Source organism: Pseudomonas imrae, assembly GCF_046352735.2.
GTDB lineage: Bacteria > Pseudomonadota > Gammaproteobacteria > Pseudomonadales > Pseudomonadaceae > Aquipseudomonas > Aquipseudomonas imrae.
In genome coordinates, this window is the sequence record NZ_CP110853.2 from 1,037,847 (window position 1) to 1,057,236 (window position 19,390).

General features: G+C 58.5%; 22 protein-coding genes. 9 read left to right on the forward strand and 13 right to left on the reverse strand.

From position 1 onward, the window contains the following. Positions 1-38 precede the first annotated feature (38 nt). The 3 genes from cysD (at position 39) to cysN (ending at position 3,354) form a co-directional block, all read left to right on the forward strand. Positions 39-956 (forward strand): sulfate adenylyltransferase subunit CysD, encoded by a 918-nt coding sequence (gene cysD, locus OQ460_RS04610; RefSeq protein ID WP_410020704.1) that lies wholly within the window; start codon positions 39-41, stop codon positions 954-956. 104 nt (positions 957-1,060) lie between these two features. Further along, positions 1,061-1,402 carry a four helix bundle protein gene (locus tag OQ460_RS04615; RefSeq protein WP_410020705.1) on the forward strand — a complete coding sequence of 114 codons (342 nt, stop codon included), beginning with the start codon at positions 1,061-1,063 and terminating at the stop codon, positions 1,400-1,402. 53 nt (positions 1,403-1,455) lie between these two features. After that, on the forward strand, positions 1,456-3,354 hold the full coding sequence (gene cysN / locus OQ460_RS04620; RefSeq protein WP_410020706.1) for a sulfate adenylyltransferase subunit CysN: 1,899 nt from the start codon (positions 1,456-1,458) through the stop codon (positions 3,352-3,354). A gap of 105 nt (positions 3,355-3,459) precedes the next feature. Here the strand turns inward: cysN and OQ460_RS04625 are convergent, their stop codons facing one another. From OQ460_RS04625 to OQ460_RS04635, 3 genes are read right to left on the reverse strand one after another with little or no spacing between them, the layout of a single operon-like run. After that, positions 3,460-4,359: an acyltransferase gene (locus OQ460_RS04625; RefSeq protein ID WP_410020707.1), complete on the reverse strand. Its 900-nt coding sequence runs from the start codon at positions 4,357-4,359 to the stop codon at positions 3,460-3,462. Beyond that, the gene (gene pta / locus OQ460_RS04630; protein ID WP_410020708.1) at positions 4,360-6,459 is read right to left on the reverse strand and encodes a phosphate acetyltransferase; all 2,100 of its coding nucleotides are present in this window, start codon (positions 6,457-6,459) and stop codon (positions 4,360-4,362) included. Between the two features lie 60 nt (positions 6,460-6,519). Further along, positions 6,520-6,858: a DUF3565 domain-containing protein gene (locus tag OQ460_RS04635; protein WP_410020709.1), complete on the reverse strand. Its 339-nt coding sequence runs from the start codon at positions 6,856-6,858 to the stop codon at positions 6,520-6,522. Here OQ460_RS04635 and OQ460_RS04640 point away from each other — a divergent pair. The 3 genes from OQ460_RS04640 to OQ460_RS04650 all read left to right on the forward strand — a co-directional run bounded on the left by OQ460_RS04640 (position 6,827) and on the right by OQ460_RS04650 (position 9,165). Beyond that, positions 6,827-7,312, forward strand: a complete 486-nt coding sequence (locus OQ460_RS04640) for an FKBP-type peptidyl-prolyl cis-trans isomerase (protein ID WP_017476012.1) — start codon at positions 6,827-6,829, stop codon at positions 7,310-7,312. The two genes, OQ460_RS04635 and OQ460_RS04640, sit on opposite strands and share 32 nt — an antisense overlap. Before the next feature lie 133 nt (positions 7,313-7,445). Beyond that, the gene (locus OQ460_RS04645; protein ID WP_410020710.1) at positions 7,446-7,928 is read left to right on the forward strand and encodes a glutathione peroxidase; all 483 of its coding nucleotides are present in this window, start codon (positions 7,446-7,448) and stop codon (positions 7,926-7,928) included. 133 nt (positions 7,929-8,061) lie between these two features. Beyond that, positions 8,062-9,165, forward strand: coding sequence for an NADH:flavin oxidoreductase (locus OQ460_RS04650; protein ID WP_410020711.1), 1,104 nt, complete (start codon positions 8,062-8,064; stop codon positions 9,163-9,165). Positions 9,166-10,117: 952 nt separating this feature from the next. Here the strand turns inward: OQ460_RS04650 and OQ460_RS04655 are convergent. Together OQ460_RS04655 and cysZ are read right to left on the reverse strand one after the other, a co-directional pair. Beyond that, on the reverse strand, positions 10,118-11,296 hold the full coding sequence (locus tag OQ460_RS04655; RefSeq protein ID WP_410020712.1) for a glycosyltransferase family 4 protein: 1,179 nt from the start codon (positions 11,294-11,296) through the stop codon (positions 10,118-10,120). A gap of 63 nt (positions 11,297-11,359) precedes the next feature. Further along, on the reverse strand, positions 11,360-12,115 hold the full coding sequence (gene cysZ, locus OQ460_RS04660) for a sulfate transporter CysZ (RefSeq protein WP_410020713.1): 756 nt from the start codon (positions 12,113-12,115) through the stop codon (positions 11,360-11,362). Positions 12,116-12,408: 293 nt separating this feature from the next. Between cysZ and trxB the strand changes: the two genes are divergently transcribed. Further along, positions 12,409-13,371, forward strand: coding sequence for a thioredoxin-disulfide reductase (gene trxB / locus OQ460_RS04665; protein ID WP_410020714.1), 963 nt, complete (start codon positions 12,409-12,411; stop codon positions 13,369-13,371). Between the two features lie 63 nt (positions 13,372-13,434). Here the strand turns inward: trxB and OQ460_RS04670 are convergent, their stop codons facing one another. The 6 genes from OQ460_RS04670 to OQ460_RS04695 all read right to left on the reverse strand — a co-directional run bounded on the left by OQ460_RS04670 (position 13,435) and on the right by OQ460_RS04695 (position 16,448). Beyond that, complete coding sequence (locus OQ460_RS04670) at positions 13,435-13,776, reverse strand: HopJ type III effector protein (protein ID WP_410020715.1); 342 nt, start codon at positions 13,774-13,776, stop codon at positions 13,435-13,437. Then, on the reverse strand, positions 13,769-14,065 hold the full coding sequence (locus OQ460_RS04675) for a DUF1244 domain-containing protein (protein ID WP_410020716.1): 297 nt from the start codon (positions 14,063-14,065) through the stop codon (positions 13,769-13,771). The genes OQ460_RS04670 and OQ460_RS04675 overlap by 8 nt, the downstream gene beginning before the upstream one ends. 77 nt (positions 14,066-14,142) lie before the next feature. After that, a complete protein-coding gene (gene folX, locus OQ460_RS04680) occupies positions 14,143-14,535 on the reverse strand; it encodes a dihydroneopterin triphosphate 2'-epimerase (protein ID WP_410020717.1) in 393 nt (130 codons plus the stop codon). A 2-nt stretch (positions 14,536-14,537) separates the two neighbouring features. After that, on the reverse strand, positions 14,538-15,098 hold the full coding sequence (folE, locus tag OQ460_RS04685) for a GTP cyclohydrolase I FolE (protein ID WP_410020718.1): 561 nt from the start codon (positions 15,096-15,098) through the stop codon (positions 14,538-14,540). 20 nt (positions 15,099-15,118) lie between these two features. Continuing rightward, positions 15,119-15,829 (reverse strand): dihydromonapterin reductase, encoded by a 711-nt coding sequence (gene folM / locus OQ460_RS04690; RefSeq protein WP_410020719.1) that lies wholly within the window; start codon positions 15,827-15,829, stop codon positions 15,119-15,121. A 58-nt stretch (positions 15,830-15,887) separates the two neighbouring features. Further along, positions 15,888-16,448, reverse strand: a complete 561-nt coding sequence (locus tag OQ460_RS04695) for an antibiotic biosynthesis monooxygenase (protein ID WP_410020720.1) — start codon at positions 16,446-16,448, stop codon at positions 15,888-15,890. A gap of 221 nt (positions 16,449-16,669) precedes the next feature. Here OQ460_RS04695 and OQ460_RS04700 point away from each other — a divergent pair, with 221 nt between their 5' ends. Further along, positions 16,670-17,629 carry a MerR family transcriptional regulator gene (locus OQ460_RS04700; RefSeq protein ID WP_410020721.1) on the forward strand — a complete coding sequence of 320 codons (960 nt, stop codon included), beginning with the start codon at positions 16,670-16,672 and terminating at the stop codon, positions 17,627-17,629. Between the two features lie 2 nt (positions 17,630-17,631). Here OQ460_RS04700 and OQ460_RS04705 read toward each other — a convergent pair whose 3' ends face one another. Then, the gene (locus OQ460_RS04705) at positions 17,632-18,237 is read right to left on the reverse strand and encodes a hypothetical protein (RefSeq protein WP_410020722.1); all 606 of its coding nucleotides are present in this window, start codon (positions 18,235-18,237) and stop codon (positions 17,632-17,634) included. 58 nt (positions 18,238-18,295) lie between these two features. After that, entirely contained in the window at positions 18,296-18,763 is a 468-nt protein-coding gene (locus OQ460_RS04710) for a PAS domain S-box protein (RefSeq protein WP_410020723.1), read from the reverse strand. A 150-nt stretch (positions 18,764-18,913) separates the two neighbouring features. On the opposite strand from OQ460_RS04710, the gene OQ460_RS04715 reads away from it, so the two are divergent. Continuing rightward, the gene (locus OQ460_RS04715) at positions 18,914-19,369 is read left to right on the forward strand and encodes a flavodoxin (protein ID WP_410020724.1); all 456 of its coding nucleotides are present in this window, start codon (positions 18,914-18,916) and stop codon (positions 19,367-19,369) included. Positions 19,370-19,390 lie beyond the last annotated feature (21 nt).

Below are 19,390 nucleotides of genomic sequence, written 5' to 3' on the forward strand. Positions count from 1 at the left end.
CGCAGGCCGTCCATAAGATCGTTTTTCCGTGAGTAGCCATGGTCGACAAACTGACGCATCTCAAACAGCTGGAGGCGGAAAGCATCCACATCATCCGCGAGGTCGCCGCCGAGTTCGATAACCCGGTGATGCTCTACTCGATCGGTAAAGACTCCGCCGTGATGCTGCACTTGGCGCGCAAGGCGTTTTTCCCGGGCAAACTGCCGTTTCCGGTGATGCACGTCGACACCCAGTGGAAATTCCAGGAGATGTACAAGTTCCGCGACCGTATGGTTGAAGAACTCGGCCTGGAGCTGATCACTCACGTCAACCCGGACGGCGTGGCACAAGGCATCAACCCGTTTACCCACGGCAGCGCCAAGCACACCGATATCATGAAGACCGAAGGCCTCAAGCAGGCGTTGGACAAGCATGGTTTCGACGCAGCTTTCGGTGGCGCCCGTCGCGATGAAGAGAAGTCCCGCGCCAAAGAGCGCGTGTACTCATTCCGCGACAGCAAGCACCGCTGGGACCCGAAAAACCAGCGCCCGGAGCTGTGGAACGTCTACAACGGCAACGTCAACAAGGGTGAGTCGATCCGCGTGTTCCCGCTGTCCAACTGGACCGAGCTGGACATCTGGCAGTACATCTATCTGGAAGGCATCCCGATTGTGCCGTTGTACTTCGCCGCCGAACGCGACGTGATCGAGAAGAACGGCACGTTGATCATGATCGACGACCACCGCATCCTCGAACACCTGTCCGCCGAAGACAAAGCCCGAATCGTCAAAAAGAAAGTACGTTTCCGTACCCTTGGTTGCTACCCGTTGACGGGCGCCGTGGAGTCCGAGGCCGAAAGCCTGACGGACATCATTCAGGAAATGCTCCTGACGCGAACTTCCGAGCGCCAGGGCCGGGTCATCGACCACGATGGCGCAGGCTCCATGGAAGATAAAAAACGGCAGGGGTACTTTTAAGCTTCGAGTTACAAGCGGCAAGCTGCAAGTTAAAGGCGGTATGCGTAATTTTGTGGCTTGATGCTTGCAGCCGGTCGTTGCGAGCCGCGATCGAGTGACTCGTAATGGATTTCGAGAAGTTGGTTGTTTGGCAGAGAAGTAAGTGTCTAGCGGTGGGTATCTACCGAGAGTTGGCTCAATGCAGGGATTTGGGTTTCAAGGACCAAATCACGCGCTCAGCACTTTCAGTGCCTTCCAATATTGCTGAGGGAATGGAGCGTTGCAGCGCCAAAGAAAAGGTACGTTTTCTTTGGATCGCGAAGGCTTCTTGTGGAGAGTTACGGACACAGATTCTCATCGGCAGTGACATTGCTTACATCGCCCAACCGCTGGCTGATAAGTGGATTGCTGAAACTCGCGAGCTTTCAAAAATGCTCTGCGGCCTGATCAACAAAATTTCTGACTAGCTGTACGCCGACTAGCTTGCCGCTTGAAGCTTACAGCTCGGAGCTTGAACACAATGAGCCATCAATCTGATTTGATCAGCGAGGACATCCTCGCCTACCTGGGCCAGCATGAACGCAAGGAAATGCTGCGCTTTCTGACCTGTGGCAACGTCGACGACGGCAAGAGCACGCTGATCGGGCGGTTGCTGCACGACTCCAAGATGATCTACGAAGATCACCTGGAAGCCATCACCCGCGATTCGAAGAAAGTCGGCACCACCGGTGACGACATCGACCTGGCATTGCTGGTCGACGGCCTGCAGGCCGAGCGTGAGCAGGGCATCACCATCGATGTTGCCTACCGCTATTTCTCCACCGCCAAACGCAAATTCATCATCGCCGATACCCCCGGCCATGAGCAGTACACCCGCAACATGGCCACCGGCGCATCCACCTGTGACCTGGCGATCATTCTGGTGGATGCGCGCTATGGCGTGCAGACCCAGACCCGTCGTCACAGCTTTATCGCTTCGCTGTTGGGCATCAAGCACATCGTGATTGCGATCAACAAGATGGACCTCAACGGCTTCGACCAAAGCGTGTTCGAGTCGATCAAGGCCGATTATCTGAAGTTTGCCGAGGGCATTGCGTTCAAGCCGAGCACCATGGCGTTTGTGCCGATGTCGGCGCTCAAGGGCGATAACGTGGTGAACAAGAGCGAGCGCTCGCCCTGGTACACCGGCCAGTCGCTGATGGAGATTCTCGAGACTGTCGAGATCGCCAACGACCGCAACTACACCGACCTGCGTTTCCCGGTGCAGTACGTCAACCGTCCGAACCTGAACTTCCGTGGGTTCGCCGGCACCCTGGCCAGCGGCGTCGTGCATAAAGGCGACGAAGTGGTGGTGCTGCCGTCGGGCAAGAGCAGCCGCGTCAAATCCATCGTCACCTTCGAAGGTGAACTGGAGCACGCCGGTCCCGGCCAGGCTGTGACCTTGACCATGGAAGACGAGATTGATATCTCCCGCGGCGACCTGCTGGTACACGCTGACAACGTGCCGCAAGTGACCGACGCCTTCGACGCCATGCTGGTATGGATGGCCGAAGAACCGATGCTGCCGGGCAAGAAATACGACATCAAGCGCGCCACCAGCTATGTGCCGGGCTCCATCACCAGCATCGTCCATCGCGTAGACGTCAATACGCTGGAAGAAGGCCCGGCGAGTGCATTGCAGTTGAACGAGATTGGCCGGGTCAAGGTCAGCCTCGATGCGGCGATTGCCCTGGACGGTTATGCGAGCAACCGCACCACCGGTGCGTTCATCGTCATTGACCGTTTGACCAACGGCACTGTGGCGGCGGGCATGATCATCGCACCACCGGTCAACCATGGCAGTGCCGCGCAACACGGCAAGCTGGCCCACGTCGCCACCGAAGAGCGCGCGCAGCGCTTCGGCCAGCAGCCGGCCACCGTGTTGTTCAGCGGCCTGTCGGGTGCTGGCAAAAGCACCTTGGCCTACGCCGTCGAGCGCAAGTTGTTCGACATGGGGCGTGCGGTGTTTGTGCTGGATGGCCAGAACCTGCGTCATGACCTGAACAAAGGTTTGCCGCAGGATCGTGCCGGGCGTACCGAGAACTGGCGTCGTGCTGCTCACGTGGCGCGTCAGTTCAACGAAGCCGGCCTGCTGACCCTGGCTGCCTTCGTTGCGCCGGATGCCGAAGGCCGTGAACAGGCCAAGGCCCTGATCGGCAGTGACCGCCTGCTGACCGTGTATGTGCAGGCTTCGCCGCTGGTGTGCGCCGAGCGTGACCCGCAAGGGTTGTACGCGGCAGGCGGGGATAACATCCCTGGCGAGTCGTTCCCGTACGACGTGCCGTTGAATGCCGACCTGGTACTCGACACCCAGTCGCTATCGCTGGAAGAGTGCGTCAAGCAAGTGCTGGAGCTGTTGCGCCAGCGCGGCGCGATCTAACCTCGCCGCACAAAAAAGCCCGCCACCGATCACTCGGTGGCGGGCTTTTTACATACTCAGGATTGGCACGGTCAAAAAATGTGGGAGCTGGCCCGCACATTTTGATCAGTGACGGGATGGGTAATCAGTGTGAAGTTGGCCGAGAAGCGCGTCTTTCTCTTCCCACAACCGATTGATCCAACCCTGGAATGCCAACCGATACTCCCCATCCTGCTCGTAGTTCTTGCCAATGAACTCAGCCGGGATTTGCACTTCTTCAAACTGGACGACTACATCCTTCACATTCCCGCACAGCAAATCCCAATACCCAGGACGCCCGGCAGGGTAGTGAATGGTCACGTTCACCAGTGACTTCAACTGCTCGCCCATGGCATCCAGCACAAACGCAATCCCGCCGGCCTTGGGCTTGAGCAGGTAGCGAAACGGCGACTTCTGCAGGGCATGTTTGCCAGGGGTAAAACGCGTGCCCTCGGCAAAATTGAAAATCCCCACCGGGTTGTCGCGAAACTTCGCACAGGTCTTGCGAGTGGTTTCCAGGTCCTTGCCTTTCTTCTCCGGGTGCTTTTCCAGGTAGGCCTTGGTGTAGCGCTTCATGAACGGGAAGCCCAAGGCCCACCAAGCCAGACCTATTACCGGAACCCAGATCAACTCCTGCTTGAGGAAGAATTTCAACGGGCGGATACGACGGTTGAGCACGTATTGCAGCACCATGATATCGACCCAGCTCTGGTGGTTGCTGGTCACCAGGTACGAGTGCTGATAGTCCAGGCTCTCCAGGCCTTTCAGGTGCCAGCGCGTGCGTTGCACGAGGTTCATCCAGGCCTTGTTATTGCTGATCCAGGCCTCGTGGGTGTGGTTCATCAGCCATTCGCTGAAGCGCTTGGCGAACGGCAGCGCCTTGAACAGTGCAACGATAAACAGGAACGAACACAGCAAGATCGTGTTCAACGCCAATAACAGCGAGGCGATTACCCCGCGCAGGGCGGCAGGCAGAAAATCCAGCATTTAGGCGTCCATAGGTCGGTTGGCGGCTTGAATCGCAGTCAGGGCGATGGTGTAGACAATATCGTCCACCTGCGCGCCACGTGGCAGGTCATTGACCGGTTTGCGAAGGCCCTGGAGCATCGGCCCCAGGCTGACGCAATCGGCACTGCGTTGTACCGCTTTGTGGGTGGTGTTGCCGGTGTTGAGGTCGGGGAATACAAAAACCGTGGCCTTGCCCGCCACCAGGCTGTTGGGCGCCAGTTGCCGGGCGACGTTTTCGTTGGCGGCGGCGTCGTATTGCAACGGGCCGTCAATCAGCAGCGAGCTTTGTTGTTCGTGGGCGAGCAGGGTGGCCTCGCGGACTTTTTCCACTTCTTCGCCGCTGGCCGAATCTCCGCTGGAATAGCTGATCATTGCCACCCGCGGGGTGATGCCGAACGCGGCGGCCGAGTCGGCACTTTGCAGGGCAATTTCTGCAAGTTCCGCCGCGCTTGGGTGTGGGTTCATCACGCAGTCGCCGTAGACCAGCACCTGTTCGGGGAACAGCATGAAAAATACCGATGACACCAACGTGCAGCCCGGCGCGGTCTTGATCAGTTGCAGGGCCGGGCGGATGGTATTGGCAGTGGAGTGGATAACCCCGGACACCAGGCCGTCCACCTCATCCAGCGCAAGCATCATGGTGGCGATCACCACGGTGTCTTCCAGTTGTTGCTCGGCCATCGGCGCGTTGAGGCTTTTACTCTTGCGCAGTGCGACCATCGGCTCGACATAGCGCTCGCGGATCAGATCCGGGTCGAGAATCTCCAGACCTTCGGGCAATTCGATACCTTGGGCACGGGCCACCGCTTCGACGTCGGCCGGCTTGGCCAGCAGTACGCAGCGGGCAATGCCGCGGGCCTGACAGATGGCAGCGGCTTGCACGGTCAACGGCTCGCTGCCTTCAGGCAGGACGATACGCTTGTTGGCGGCCTGGGCGCGCTGGATCAATTGATAGCGGAACACCGCCGGCGACAGGCGCATCTCCCGTGGCGTGCCACAACGCTGGTGTAGCCAGCGAGCGTCCAGGTGGCTGGCGACGAAATCCGTGATGATCTCCGCACGCTCACGGTCATCAATCGGGATTTCCTTGTTCAGGCTGTTGAGCTGGTTGGCGGTGTCGTAAGAGCCGGTGCTCACCGAGAGCACCGGCAGCCCGGCCTGGAATGCGCCACGGCACAGGTCCATGATCCGAGGGTCGGGCAGCGTGTCGCTGGTCAGCAGCAGGCCGGCCAGCGGCACGCCATTGATGGCGGCGAGACTGACGGCGAGGATGATGTCGTCGCGGTCCCCCGGGGTCACCACCAAGACACCCGGCTTGAGCAGTTCCACAGTGTTGCGCATGGTGCGCGCGCAGATGATGATCTTGGTCATGCGCCGGGTTTCGTAGTCGCCGGCGTTGAGGATCTGGGCGCTCATCAGGTCGGCTACATCGCGGGTGCGTGGCGCGTTGAGCTCCGGCTGGAATGGAATGCACCCCAGCAAGCGGAAATCGCCACTGCGCAGCAACGGCGAATGCTCTTTGAGGCGCGCGGCGAAGGCTTCCATGCTTTCGTCGGTTTGCACCTTGTTGAGAATCACACCGAGCACCTTCGGGTCCTTCGGGCCGCCGAACAACTGTGCTTGCAACTCGACCCGACCAGACAGTTCGGTCAATACCTCGTTCTCCGGTGCCGAAACCAGGATCACTTCAGCATCCAGGCTTTTTGCCAGATGCAGGTTGACCCGTGCCGCATAGCTGGCGCTGCGGGTCGGCACCATGCCTTCGACGATCAGCACGTCCTTGCCCACGGCGGCCTGTTGATAAAGCGTGATGATTTCTTCGAGCAGTTCATCCAGCTGGCCATCGCCGAGCATCCGCTCGACATGGGCCAGGCCCAGGGGCTGCGGTGGTTTCAGGCCGTGGGTGCGTGCCACCAGTTCGGTGGAGCGCTCGGGCCCTGTATCGCCCGGATGGGGCTGGGCAATCGGTTTGAAGAAGCCGACTTTCAGTCCGGCCCGTTCGAGGGTACGCACCAGCCCGAGGCTGATGGAGGTCAGGCCCACACCGAAATCGGTGGGCGCGATAAAAAAAGTCTGCATGCGTATTCTCTGGAGTTGCATGGCTTTGGTGGCGCTCCATGAATGAGCGCCTGCCGGGAATCAGGTGCCAAGGTTATCGTCATCCGGGCTCTGCGCACACCAGCCACAGGCAAAGGGTTGACCTATTTTTTTACGGCGTTGCGCAGGATCCATGACCCACGCCCGGGATTGCCACGGCGGTTGGTGGCGCAAGTGCTGCGTATGGCCACAGGACAGTTCGACAACCCAGTGCCGGGCGTCGTCCTGATGAAAACCGATGACCGTCGGGTCAGTAGATCGACCCCGTCTGTCCGGGTTCTGTTCGCTTTCGGGCAAATCCTTGTTTAGACTTGTCCGTTCTTCATTCTTATGCAAAAGGTCTCGCCCCATGCCGATCGCCGCCAACAAGGCTGTCTCCATTGACTATACCCTGACCAACGACGCTGGTGAGGTCATCGACAGCTCCGCCGGCGGCGCGCCGCTGGTCTACCTGCAAGGCGCAGGTAACATCATCCCTGGCCTGGAAAAGGCCCTGGAAGGCAAAGAGGTTGGTGATGAACTGACCGTTGCCGTAGAACCTGAAGATGCCTACGGCGAGTACTCCGCTGAATTGGTCAGCACCCTGAGCCGCAGCATGTTCGAAGGCGTCGACGAACTGGAAGTGGGCATGCAGTTCCACGCGTCCGCGCCGGACGGCCAGATGCAGATCGTGACCATTCGTGATCTGGACGGCGACGACGTCACCGTTGACGGCAACCACCCGCTGGCCGGTCAACGCCTGAACTTCCAGGTCAAGATCGTCGCCATCCGCGATGCTTCCCAGGAAGAAGTGGCTCACGGCCACGTACACGGCGAAGGTGGTCACCACCATTGATTGACGGGTTTACCCTGTCAGTTGAATAGAGGCGCCTTCGGGCGCCTTTTTTGTGCGGCGGCTGTTCTTGCCGGCGTGGCGGTTGTAATCTCAAATGCTTGTTACGAAGAACATGGGCAATCTGGAGTTCGTCATGAGTGCTTTTCACGACCTTAAACTAAAAGCCCTGGATGGTCAGGATCTGCCTTTGGCGCCTTACAAGGGGCAAGTCGTGCTGGTGGTCAACGTCGCCTCCAAGTGTGGTTTGACTCCGCAGTACGCGGCGCTGGAAAACCTCTACCAGCAATACAAAGACCGAGGCTTCACGGTGCTTGGGCTGCCGTGCAATCAGTTTGCAGGGCAAGAACCGGGCACCGAGCAACAAATCCAGGAATTTTGCAGCCTCAACTACGGCGTGACCTTTCCCCTGGGTAGCAAGCTCGATGTGAACGGCCCTGAGCGTCATCAGCTCTACCGCCTGCTGGCGGGTGAGGGCGCCGAGTTTCCCGGAGACATCACCTGGAACTTCGAAAAGTTCCTGCTGGGCAAAGATGGGCGGGTATTGGCGCGATTCTCCCCGCGTACAGCGCCTGACGATCCTTCTATCATTCAGGCCATAGAAAAAGCCCTGGGTTGATACCCGCCTATGGAGAGCCACTGAGGCTCTCCTCACGCTTTTACCCGTTAATCACTGTGATCAATAGTGCTATCGCTTGCGCATTGCGCGCCATATTATCCGCGTCATAAAATCATTCACGCGGAGTGCCTCCATGTCTGTCCAAGCGTTGTTCCAACCTTTCCAGCTCGGCGCACTGCAGTTGCCGACCCGCGTGGTCATGGCGCCGATGACCCGCTCGTTTTCCCCAGGCGGTGTGCCCAATTCCAAAGTGATCGAGTATTACCGCCGTCGTGCTGCGTCCGGTGTAGGCCTGATCATTACCGAGGGCACTGTTGTCGATCACCAGGCCTCCAATGGCTACCCGAACGTCCCGCACTTCTACGGTGAAGCCGCCCTGGCGGGCTGGAAGAAGGTCGTTGATGCGGTTCATGCCGAGGGCGGCAAGATCGTCCCGCAGTTGTGGCATGTCGGCAGCGTGCGCCGTGTGGGCACCGAGCCGGACGCCAGTGTGCCGGGCTACGGTCCGATGGAAAAGCTCAAGGACGGCAAGGTCGTGGTGCATGGCATGACTGTCCAGGATATCCAGGACGTGATCGGTGCTTTTGCCCAGGCTGCCAAAGATGCCCAAGGCATCGGCATGGATGGCGTAGAGATCCACGGCGCCCACGGGTACCTGGTCGACCAGTTTTTTTGGGAGGGCAGCAATCAGCGCACAGACGAATATGGCGGCAGCCTGGCCAAGCGTTCGCGGTTTGCCATCGAACTTATCCAGGCCGTGCGTGCGGCGGTAGGCCCCGGTTTCCCGATCATCCTGCGTTTCTCACAGTGGAAGCAGCAGGATTACACCGCCCGCCTGGTGCTAACGCCCCAGGCATTGGGCGAGTTTCTCAAACCGCTGGCTGATGCGGGGGTGGATATTTTCCACTGTTCAACCCGCAGGTTCTGGGAGCCGGAGTTTGAAGGCTGCGAGCTGAACCTGGCTGGTTGGACGCGCAAGCTCACGGGTAAACCGACTATTACCGTGGGCAGTGTTGGCCTGGACGGTGAGTTCCTGCAGTTTATGGTCAACACCGATAAAGTGGCGCAGCCGGCGAGCCTGGAAAAACTGCTGGAGCGTCTGAACAATGATGAGTTCGACCTGGTGGCTGTAGGTCGTGCGCTGCTGGTGGATCCGGATTGGGCCGTGAAAGTGCGCGAGGGGCGTGAGGGCGATATCTTGCCGTTCAGCCGTGAGGCGCTGATGACTTTGGTGTAAGCGCAGTTGTGTTTTCTGGGGGAGGCCGGGTATCGAGATACCCGGCCGGATACCGATGTTTCAGGTATTCAGTCGTTTCGCGCAAGCGTTAAAGGCGTACCTATTGCCTTCAAGACTTTCCAGCCCGAAGCAGGAAATAATCGGTGAGGATTACCCGTAGGCGTAAGAGGTGCGAGCCCCTGATTGTGGTTGTTGGCTGTCCCAGCCACCGACATGTTGCGTGGGACGAGTCAGGTTCCAGCCATTACCGTCTTGCGGGGTAGGGCGTGCCGGGTTCCAGTCGCCACCGTTGTTTTGCGTTGGACGGGCGGGGTTCCAGCCGCCGACGTCTTGGTGCGTGGGGCGAGTCGGGTTCCAGCCGCCACCGTTGTTTTGCGTTGGACGGGCAGGGTTCCAGCCGCCGACGTCTTGGTGCGTGGGGCGAGTCGGGTTCCAGCCGCCACCGTTGTTTTGCGTTGGACGGGCAGGGTTCCAGCCGCCACCGTTATGTTGCGTAGGGCGCGCAGGGTTCCAGCCATTTTGGGGGCCTGTCGGTTGAGCGGGATTTGCATTGGACCGTGTATTTTGATGGTCGAAACGAGCGCCGTGCGGAGCATTCTCATAGGTTTGCCGGCCTTGTTGTTCCCGCGGGGGTGTCGTAGCGGGAGCATCAGGCCTGAAGTCGGCAGCCCTGTAAGCGTTTGATCCGTGATTCTGTATAAACATCGTTGATCTCTACATGGGTTTTGTGTTGATTTCCCTGCTTGTTTTAGGATATTTCCCGTACTCAAGCAGACGCCGCTTTGCTAAGCGGCTTCTCTTGGGTGGGTAATGAGTCGCGTCGCGTTCCCGTTATATGCAGTCATGGGTAACGGTCAGTTGTCAGTTGCTTATGGATATACCAACCCCGCGACGTAGTTTCGGGGGATAGAGGGCAACGTCGGTAAAGTTACTGACGCCACTTACAGCGCAATCAGCGTGATAGAGGTAGTCGTGCAGAGGGGAAATGTTCAGCGCAAACACTTTGTAACTGGCTCTCGAACTGCTCGATAATCGCTGGCCACCCTTGACGGCTGGCATGTTGCCGGGCATTGAGACGTACCCGACGTAAATTCTCGCGCTCTTCCAGTAGCCAATTGGCTGCATCGCAAAACGCATCTTCATCCCCCGGCATCGCCAACACGCCGTTGTAACCGTGGCGGATATGCTGTGTCGCGGCGGCCTGATCGTATGCCACCACACCCAGGCCCGAGGCCATGGCTTCGAGTACAACGTTGCCAAAGGTCTCTGTGAGGCTGGGAAATAGAAACAGGTCCCCGGACGCGTAGTGTCGGGCCAGTTCCTCACCGCGCTGGACCCCGCAAAAGATCGCTTCGGGCAGTTCTTTCTCCAGCATCCCTCGTTGCGGGCCGTTGCCGACGATGATCAGTTTTAGCCGGCGCTGTGGATAAGTCGCGTGCAGCGAGTTGAAACAGCGTTTGAGCAGGCCAAGGTTTTTCTCCGGAGCCAGGCGTCCGACATACAGCACGGCGATATCGTCATTGCCCAGGCCCCAGCTTTCGCGCAAGGCTTTATCGTGCCTGGCCGGATGAAACAGCTGGCTGTCGACACCTCGTGCGAGCATGCCCAGGCGCTCGAAATTACGCCGCTCAAGCTCCAGGCGCTGGCTGACGCTAGGTACCAGGGTCAAGGTCGAGCGGTTATGAAACCATCGCAGGTAGTGAGTCAGCAGCCGGCTCAACATGCCCAGGCCGTACTGGCTGGAGTACTGCTGAAAGTTGGTATGGAAACCACTGACTACGCTGATCCCCAAGCGTCGCGCCGCCCGTAGTGCCGACAGGCCCAGGGGACCTTCGGTCGCGATGTACAACACATCCGGACGCTGGCGCTTCCAGCGTCGCAGCAGTTTGTGCATCGACGACTGGCCCCATTGCAGGCCCGGATAGCCTGGCAGCGGCCAGCCGCGACAAAGCATCAGGCCATCATCATTGGGCCGGCTTTGATCGCTACCCTGGCGTGGTCGGATCAGTTCTACCTGATGACCCCGGGCGCGCAGGCCGTCACACAGGCGGCCAAGGGTATTGGCCACCCCGTTGATTTCTGGCGGGAAGGTTTCGGTGATCAGCGTGATGTGCAGCAGAGCGGTCGTCATGGCCCCAGTGTCGACGCGGGCCATGTCGTCATTGTGTCATCGGGATGATGGATTTGTGACGGCTCAGGTCTTCTTCACCAGCATCGCCTCGGCGCCCTGTTCGCGCACCCAGAACAACGTTGCACCTGCCACCGCTGCCGGCATCATCAGCAGGTTGAGCACCGGGACCAGCAACACCAGGTAAACGATGCCGCCGAAGCTCATGCTCTGCCAGCGTTTGTGCCGAAGCCAGGCAAGCATCTCGTTCCAGCCCAGTTTGTGGTTATCCGCCGGGTAGTCGATGTATTGGATCGCCATCATCCACACACCGAACAGCAACCACAGCGGTGCAGCGACCAGGTTGACCACCGGAATGAACGACAGGATAAACAGGCCGATCGCCCGTGGCAGGAAATAGCCCAGCTTGCGCATTTCCCGGGCCAGGGTGCGCGGAACCATGGCAAACAGCTCGCCCCAACTGAAGGCGGGGAAGTCATCGGTGCCGCGTACCACCACTTCGACTTTTTCTGCGAGAAAGCCGTTGAAGGGGGCAGCGATGATGTTGGCAAGCATGGTAAAGGTGAAGAACACCATCAGCACTACCAGCACCACGAACAATGGCCACAGGATGTAGTTGAGGAAGCTCAGCCAGTTGGGCAGCGTGGGCATCAGGGTGTCGACCCACAGACTGAACTGATGGCCGGCGAAATAAATCAAACCGACAAACAGCGTCAGGTTGATCGCCAACGGCAGCAGGACAAACAGGCGCAGGCCAGGGCTGAGCACCAGTTTGAGTCCTTCGCGCAGGTATTGTGGGCCTGAGAGAACAGGGGCGGGCATTGATAACTCCAGACAAGGGGGCGAACGCGCCGACGTTACCGGCTTTGCCAGCAGGGCGAAAGCGCGGTCAGCATGTCGACATTAACTGTAACAAAGGTATCGATTATTCGTGGTCACAGGATAGAGACCACCTATGAGCTGGATTGTTATTCCGTATTTCCTTAATCTTGCCCACCTCGATACGCTGCATCCATTATTTTCAGGACGTCGCGAGTTCAAGCCTTCCCCAAGTGCTTCGCAGTCCTTTTTTATTCCAGCTGCCTTGTTGTCCGGGCGGTCGATAGGAGTGATTCATGTCTGATACCCGTCATTCGCGAGTGATTATTCTCGGTTCCGGTCCTGCCGGTTACAGCGCTGCGGTCTACGCCGCCCGAGCCAACCTCAAGCCACTGCTGATCACCGGCATGCAGGCGGGCGGTCAGTTGACTACCACCACCGAAGTCGACAACTGGCCGGGCGATGTCCACGGCCTGACCGGGCCGGTGCTGATGGAGCGCATGAAAGAACACGCCGAGCGCTTTGAAACCGAAATTGTGTTTGACCACATCAACGCTGTCGATTTCTCGAAAAAGCCATACAGTCTGATCGGGGACAGCGGTGTCTATACCTGTGATGCCCTGATCATCGCCACTGGCGCCAGCGCTCGATACCTGGGCCTGCCGTCGGAAGAAGCGTTCATGGGCAAAGGTGTTTCCGCCTGTGCCACCTGCGACGGCTTTTTCTACCGCAACAAGCCAGTGGCTGTGGTTGGCGGCGGCAACACTGCGGTGGAAGAGGCGTTGTACCTGGCTAACATCGCCAGTACCGTGACCCTGGTTCACCGTCGCGAGACTTTCCGTGCCGAGAAGATCCTGATCGACAAGCTGCATGCGCGGGTTGCCGAAGGCAAGATTATCCTCAAGCTCAACGCTACCCTGGATGAAGTACTGGGTGACAATATGGGCGTGACGGGTGCTCGCCTGAAAAACAACGACGGCAGCTTTGACGAGCTCAAAGTCGACGGCGTGTTCATCGCCATCGGCCACACCCCAAATACTTCGCTGTTCGAAGGCGTGCTGGAAGCCAAAGACGGTTACCTGGTAGTGCAGGGCGGTCGTGAAGGCAATGCCACCGCCACCAACCTCGAAGGTATCTTCGCCGCCGGTGACGTGGCCGATCACGTGTACCGCCAGGCCATCACCTCGGCCGGTGCCGGTTGCATGGCCGCACTGGATGCCGAGCGTTACCTCGACGGGCTGCAGAACGCTTCGTTCTGAAACTGTTGAAATAAAAAACCGGCTGCGAGGCCGGTTTTTTTATACGTGCGATGCCTGTTTGACTCAGGATTTGCGGGTCAGTGGCTGTGCGGCAAACTTAACCTGCGACAACCCATGCTCAATCAACGCCCTAATATTGCCATGATCACTGCCCTCAGGCGTGGCCAGCACCGAGCGGTAATGTTCGCCAAACGCCAATAGCACCTCCTGATCGCTCAAGCCTTCCAGCAGCGCCAGGCTCAAGGTCTTGCACGAGCCCTCGTTCTGCCCTGCGGCGTTTTCCACTGCACCGTTGGTGAACGCTTGCGGCTGATAGTCGTAACCGGCGGCGATAAACGCCAGGGTATCGGCAAAAACGTGTTCGCCGCTGTTGAGGCTGGCACGCAGGGTGGTCAAATCAGTCATGGGTTTTTCCTTTGGCGAACGCCGCCTGTTGGTCGGCGCTGGCTTCTTTCTGGTATTGGGCTTTCCACTCGGTGTACGGCATGCCGTATACCACCTCGCGGGCGTCATCGAGGCTGACCTCGACCTGACGCTCATCGGCTTCGGCTTTGTACCATTTGGACAGGCAATTGCGGCAGAAACCGGCGAGGTTCATCAGGTCGATGTTCTGTACATCTTTGCGGCTGTCCAGGTGCGCAACCAATCGGCGAAAGGCGGCTGCTTCAAGTTCAAGGCGTTGTTGGTCGGTCATAGAGGGTCTCTTCGAGACAGCTTCAAGTGGGTAGGCTTCAAGCTGCAAGTGGAATGGGGCGGCGGTAAGCTTGCCGCTTATAGCTTGCCGCTGGCAGCTGAGCGGCTTGCCGCGAGCGTTATCGACACTGACTCGGCAAATCGTAGCGCATGGGGCTTGTCGACTTCGACCTCGGCGTAAAGTACTGACGCATTGCTCATCACCAGATCCAACAGCTCCTGGGTCAGGCGCTCCAGCAAGGCAAAGCGGTTGCCTTCCACATGGGCGATGATGGCCTTGGTGATCGTGCGGTAGTTCAACGCGTGATCGATGTCGTTGTCGCGCACCGCTTCTTGTGCGGCATACAGGATGCTCAGGTTGATCAGCACATCCTGTTTGTTGAGGATTTCATCCTCGTTGATCCCGATAAAGGTACGCAGGCGCAGGTCCTTGACCCGGATGCGCGCCATGCCTGGTTGCAGTTGTGGCATTGCTACTTGCTCCGTCCGATCAGTTGCAGGAACTCCATGCGGGTGGTGTTCGACTCGCGGAAAGCGCCGAGCATCACCGAGGTGTTCATGGTTGAATTCTGTTTTTCCACGCCGCGCATCATCATGCACATGTGACGGGCTTCGATCACCACCGCCACGCCGGCCGCCTGGGTGACGCCCTGGATGGCGTCGGCGATTTGCCGCGTGAGGTTCTCCTGGATCTGCAGGCGCCGGGCGAACATGTCGACCAGTCGCGCAATCTTCGACAGCCCCAGCACCTTGCCCGTAGGAATATAGGCGACATGGGCCTTGCCAATAAAGGGCAGCATGTGATGTTCGCACAGAGAATACAGTTCGATGTTGGCCACGATTACCATCTCGTCGCTGTCGGAGGCGAACAGAGCCCCATTGACGATGTCATCGACGCTTTGACTGTAGCCGTGACACAGGTATTGCATGGCCTTGGCCGCGCGTTTCGGCGTGTCGAGCAAACCTTCGCGCTCCGGGTCTTCACCCAGGCCCTTGAGAATCTCATGGTAGTGGTGGGGCAGGGACAAAGTCATACAGCATCCTCGCAAACGGCTTATTTGATATGTCGCCCGCCGTTGACGGTCAGGGTGGTGCCGGTGACATAAGGGTTATCCAGCAGGTAGCGCACGCTCTGGTAAATCACCTCGGCTCCGGGTTCGATACCCAGTGCCGACTTGGCCAGGACCTTGGCGCGGTAGGCGTCGTCGTCGTTCTCATTGAACATCACCATCGCCGGCGCGATGCCGTTGACCTTGATCTGTGGTGCGTAGTGCGCGGCAAAGGACAGTGTCAGGTTTTCGAGCCCGGCCTTGGTTGCGCAGTAGGCCATGTGCTGGCGGCTGCCCTTGCGGGTGACGTCATCGCTGATATGCACGATGTCGGCGGGCGTGGAGCGTTGGAGCAAGTCCGCACAATGCAGGTTGATCAGGTAGGGCGCAAGCATGTGTACGTTGAACATGTCTGTAAAGGCGCGACTTTCGTCGCCTGGGGTTTCCGTGGCCCAGGTCGAGGCATTGTGAATGATTGCCCGCAGGCTCTGGGTATGGGTCTTCAATTGGGCAATAAAGGCCAGGATCCCGGCCTCGCAGGAAAAGTCGGCAAACACGGCAATTGCGCCCCGGTCGCGCAAGCGTTGTACTCCGGGGCGCTCATTGCGGTAGCTGAAGATCACCGGTTGCTGTTCGTCCAACAGGCGCAGGGCGCAATGCAGGCCGACACGTTGGCCGGCGCCGGTGATCAGGATCGGGGCAGGAGTAGAAGTCATGGCAGGCTCGGGTCACTGGCAGGCTAAAACTATACCAGCGACCGACCCTCAAATGGGCTCAAGCGGCTGTTTCGCAGGGTTTGACCCGTAATGGTGACGGATTCAACCAGCGTGCCAGCAGATAAGTCGACAGAGGAATGAATAAGTAGACCATCAAGGGCGTAAGGGCCAACGTGCTGACCAGCACACGGCTGAACATGCCAAGCTCGGCCAGTAGCGGTTCAAGTCCGAAGTTGAATAGCAGCGACACCGGGAAAAACGCCAGCCAGATCGCAACCGCTTGTTTCCAGCGTGGCGGACGCTGGCCTGCGGCACCAAACCAGCCATCCATACCGCTGACCCTTTGCTCCGATGGGTTGGCGAACAGCTCGCTGCCGCGATCGAGCCAGGCGCTGCGCGAGGCGGAGAACTCCCAGGCATGCAGGGTCTGTTCGTCGGCGAAGCGGAAAATAATCTGGAATTCGTCGTCATCGGGAGGTGGTGCGAGCACGCCGGAACCCAGGTAGCCAGGGAAGTCGGTGGCCAATTGCTCACCTTCATGCAACCAGCTCATCAAGTCCTGATAACGACCTTTGGCCACACGGCGTGCAACCAGCAAGGTGACGGGTAAGGCAGACATTGTGTATCTCCGAATAGGCGGCAACGCTGTACCGGGTAGGTGGCGCACCTGGCGAAGCCGCGGGATAGGGCGGCGACGCAAAAAAACAGGCAAGGATTATTCCTGAATCGGCGAAATACGCCAGCGACATTGGTCGGATGGCCAAAGTATTGGAAAAACATGCTTAAAAGCGTTAAATAGCTTCAAAATAATGCTATTTCACAAGGATGTTGTGCATTTTAATGGCCGTTATTACTGCTCCGATTGTTCTCTCCTCTCTTATCGGCGCGCCTGATTCGGACGTGCTGTTCCCTATCCGTGAAGTGGCGAGGTTGACTGGCGTCAACCCGGTCACGCTACGAGCGTGGGAACGGCGCTATGGTTTGATCCAGCCAGTACGCACCGAAAGCGGGCATCGCCTGTACTCGCGAAAGGATGTCGAGACTGTCCACCAGATCCTTGGTTGGATCGAGCGTGGTGTTGCGGTCAGCAAGGTTGGCAGGATTCTCGCTCGCGACGATGCCCAGGCTGCTTCTGTGCGTAATGTGAGTGAAGGCGCGACCCAGCACGACTGGACTGATTGGCAGCGCCAGTTGCACCAGGCTATTAGCGCATTTGACGATCGTCAGTTGGACAGCTTGTATGGCCAGATTCTCGCGAGCTACCCGGCATCGGTGGCCTTGCAGGACATTTTGATGCCGCTTTGGCTTCAGTTGTGGCGCCATCAAGGGCGTTTTGGCCAAGCCAGTGAGTGGCTCTATTTCGACTGTTTCATGCGCTCCCGGATGTTGCAGCGTCTGCAAATGGCCTATGCCTTGCAAAAGCCGCGGATCTTATTGTCCGCCATCGCTGGGGGATGCCGTGAGCTGGAGTTGTTGGTGGCTGGGGTACTGATGGGCGGTGATGAGCTGTCTGTTCGCGTATTGAGCATGGGCCAACCACTCGACGAGTTGACACTGGTCTGCGAAAAGATCCGGCCTCAAGCGTTGGTGGTGTTCTCCAATCATTCACCGGGCGCGAACCTGCCAAGTCGTTTGGTGCGACTTGAGTTGACTCTCGATTGTCCGATGCTGCTGGCGGGTGATGCCTCGGACATGGTCGAGCCGCAACTGGCAGGCACGGCTATTGGCAGCCTGGGTAATGACGGGCATCTGATGTCGCGACGCTTGCAGCAATTTATCCAGGGTTCCCTGGATACCTGATATCAGGCGTGCACTTCTGGGTGGGCGAGGCGATGCTGTTGCAGGATGAACTGGCGCAGGCGCTCGGTTTCGTCTACATCGCTTTGGTTCAAGCGATAGGCAAACAAGCCTCGGCTTGTCTCGCGTTCGAAGGTGCCACGTACGGCGATACGCTCATAACCCGAAGGACTGAACCACAGGGAGAAAGTCTTTGGCGGGTTGCTCCGGCCACGAATTTCCAGCAGCACGCCCTTGAACGACACTTCGTGCACAAATAACGAACCCGGCTGGCCCTTGATGTTTTCCAGGGCCACCGGTTCCTCGAGCGCCAGGCGCCACGGGCGGATCATCGGCCCGTCTTCGAAAATGCTCGGTACGCCCAGGCGCAGGTGTACGGCGTGAAACTCGTCCTCTACCAATTGCAGCGGGAACGTCATTTGCTGGTTGTCGAATTGCGCCTGGATGGTTACTTGCTCATGCGCCACCAGACGGGTGAGCAGATCGCGGATCTGCGCGCCGCCGTTGACCGTCAGGCTCGACGAGACGTCCCGTACATTCAATTGCGGGTTATGGTGCATGGTCTGGATGAAATCCAGTTCATCCTGGGTCAAAAGCGCGTCGCGTTGCATTGATGTGGCTCAAGGAAAGACGTGATTAAAGTAATTATTATTCAAGAGACCCGATTTTCTAAAGTTTGTTAGATCCGCTCGTCGCCTCGAGTGCCTGCAGCTTGGCCTGGAGCTGTGCGACTTGGGCTTCCAACTGCGTTACGCGCTGCTGGGCCTTGACCTGCGTGGTCACATCTTTTTGCACACCGACAAAGTACGTCTGTTTATCCGCCGGGTTGTAAACCGTCGATAATGACAGTTCATTCCAGAAGTGCGTGCCGTCCTTGCGGTAGTTACGCAGGATTTCCCGGCAACTGCCGCCGTTGTCCAAGGCGTCACGAATTGCCGCCAAGGCCGGCTGGTCACGGTCCCCCGACTGCAGGAAGCGGCAGTCCTGATAAAGAATTTCGTCCAGGCTATAGCCGGTCAGGCGTTCGAACGCCGGGTTCACATAAATCAATGGCTTGTCCTTGCCTTCCCGCTCTGCGACAACAATCCCGTCGTTGGAGGCGTTGATCACCATTTGCATCAGCTTGGCGTTAATCATCGAGCAGTCCCATCGCTTGTTTTTGGAGCAGCAGTGTAAGACAAGCCTACAACCTGGCCAAAAGCAGCGTGCAATGTTCAGGCTGATCACTGAAAGGCGAGGCGCCAACTGTTAATATCCCAGTCTTTCACTCAACCAAGGATCAGATTGATGAAAGTCGCCATTCTTTCCGGCTCGGTGTACGGCACGGCTGAAGAAGTTGCCCGCCATGCCGCGACTATTCTCGAAAAAGCTGGCTTTGAGGCGTGGTACAACGCTCGGGCAACCCTGGCCGATATCCAGACCTTCACGCCTGACGCGTTTCTGGCGGTGACCTCTACCACCGGCATGGGCGAGTTGCCGGACAACCTGATGCCGCTGTATTCGGCTATTCGTGACCAGTTGCCAGCCGCCTGGCGCGGTTTGCCGGGAGCCGTTATCGGCCTGGGCGACGCCAGCTACGGCGACACTTTCTGTGGTGGCGGCGAACAGATGCGTGAGTTGTTTGCCGAACTTGGCGTGCACGAAGTGCTGCCGATGTTGCGTCTGGATGCCAGCGAAAGCGTGACCCCGGAGTCGGATGCCGAGCCTTGGCTGGCTGAGTTGGTAGAAGCGCTGAAAGCCTGATCGCAGCGGTTTATTGCCAGG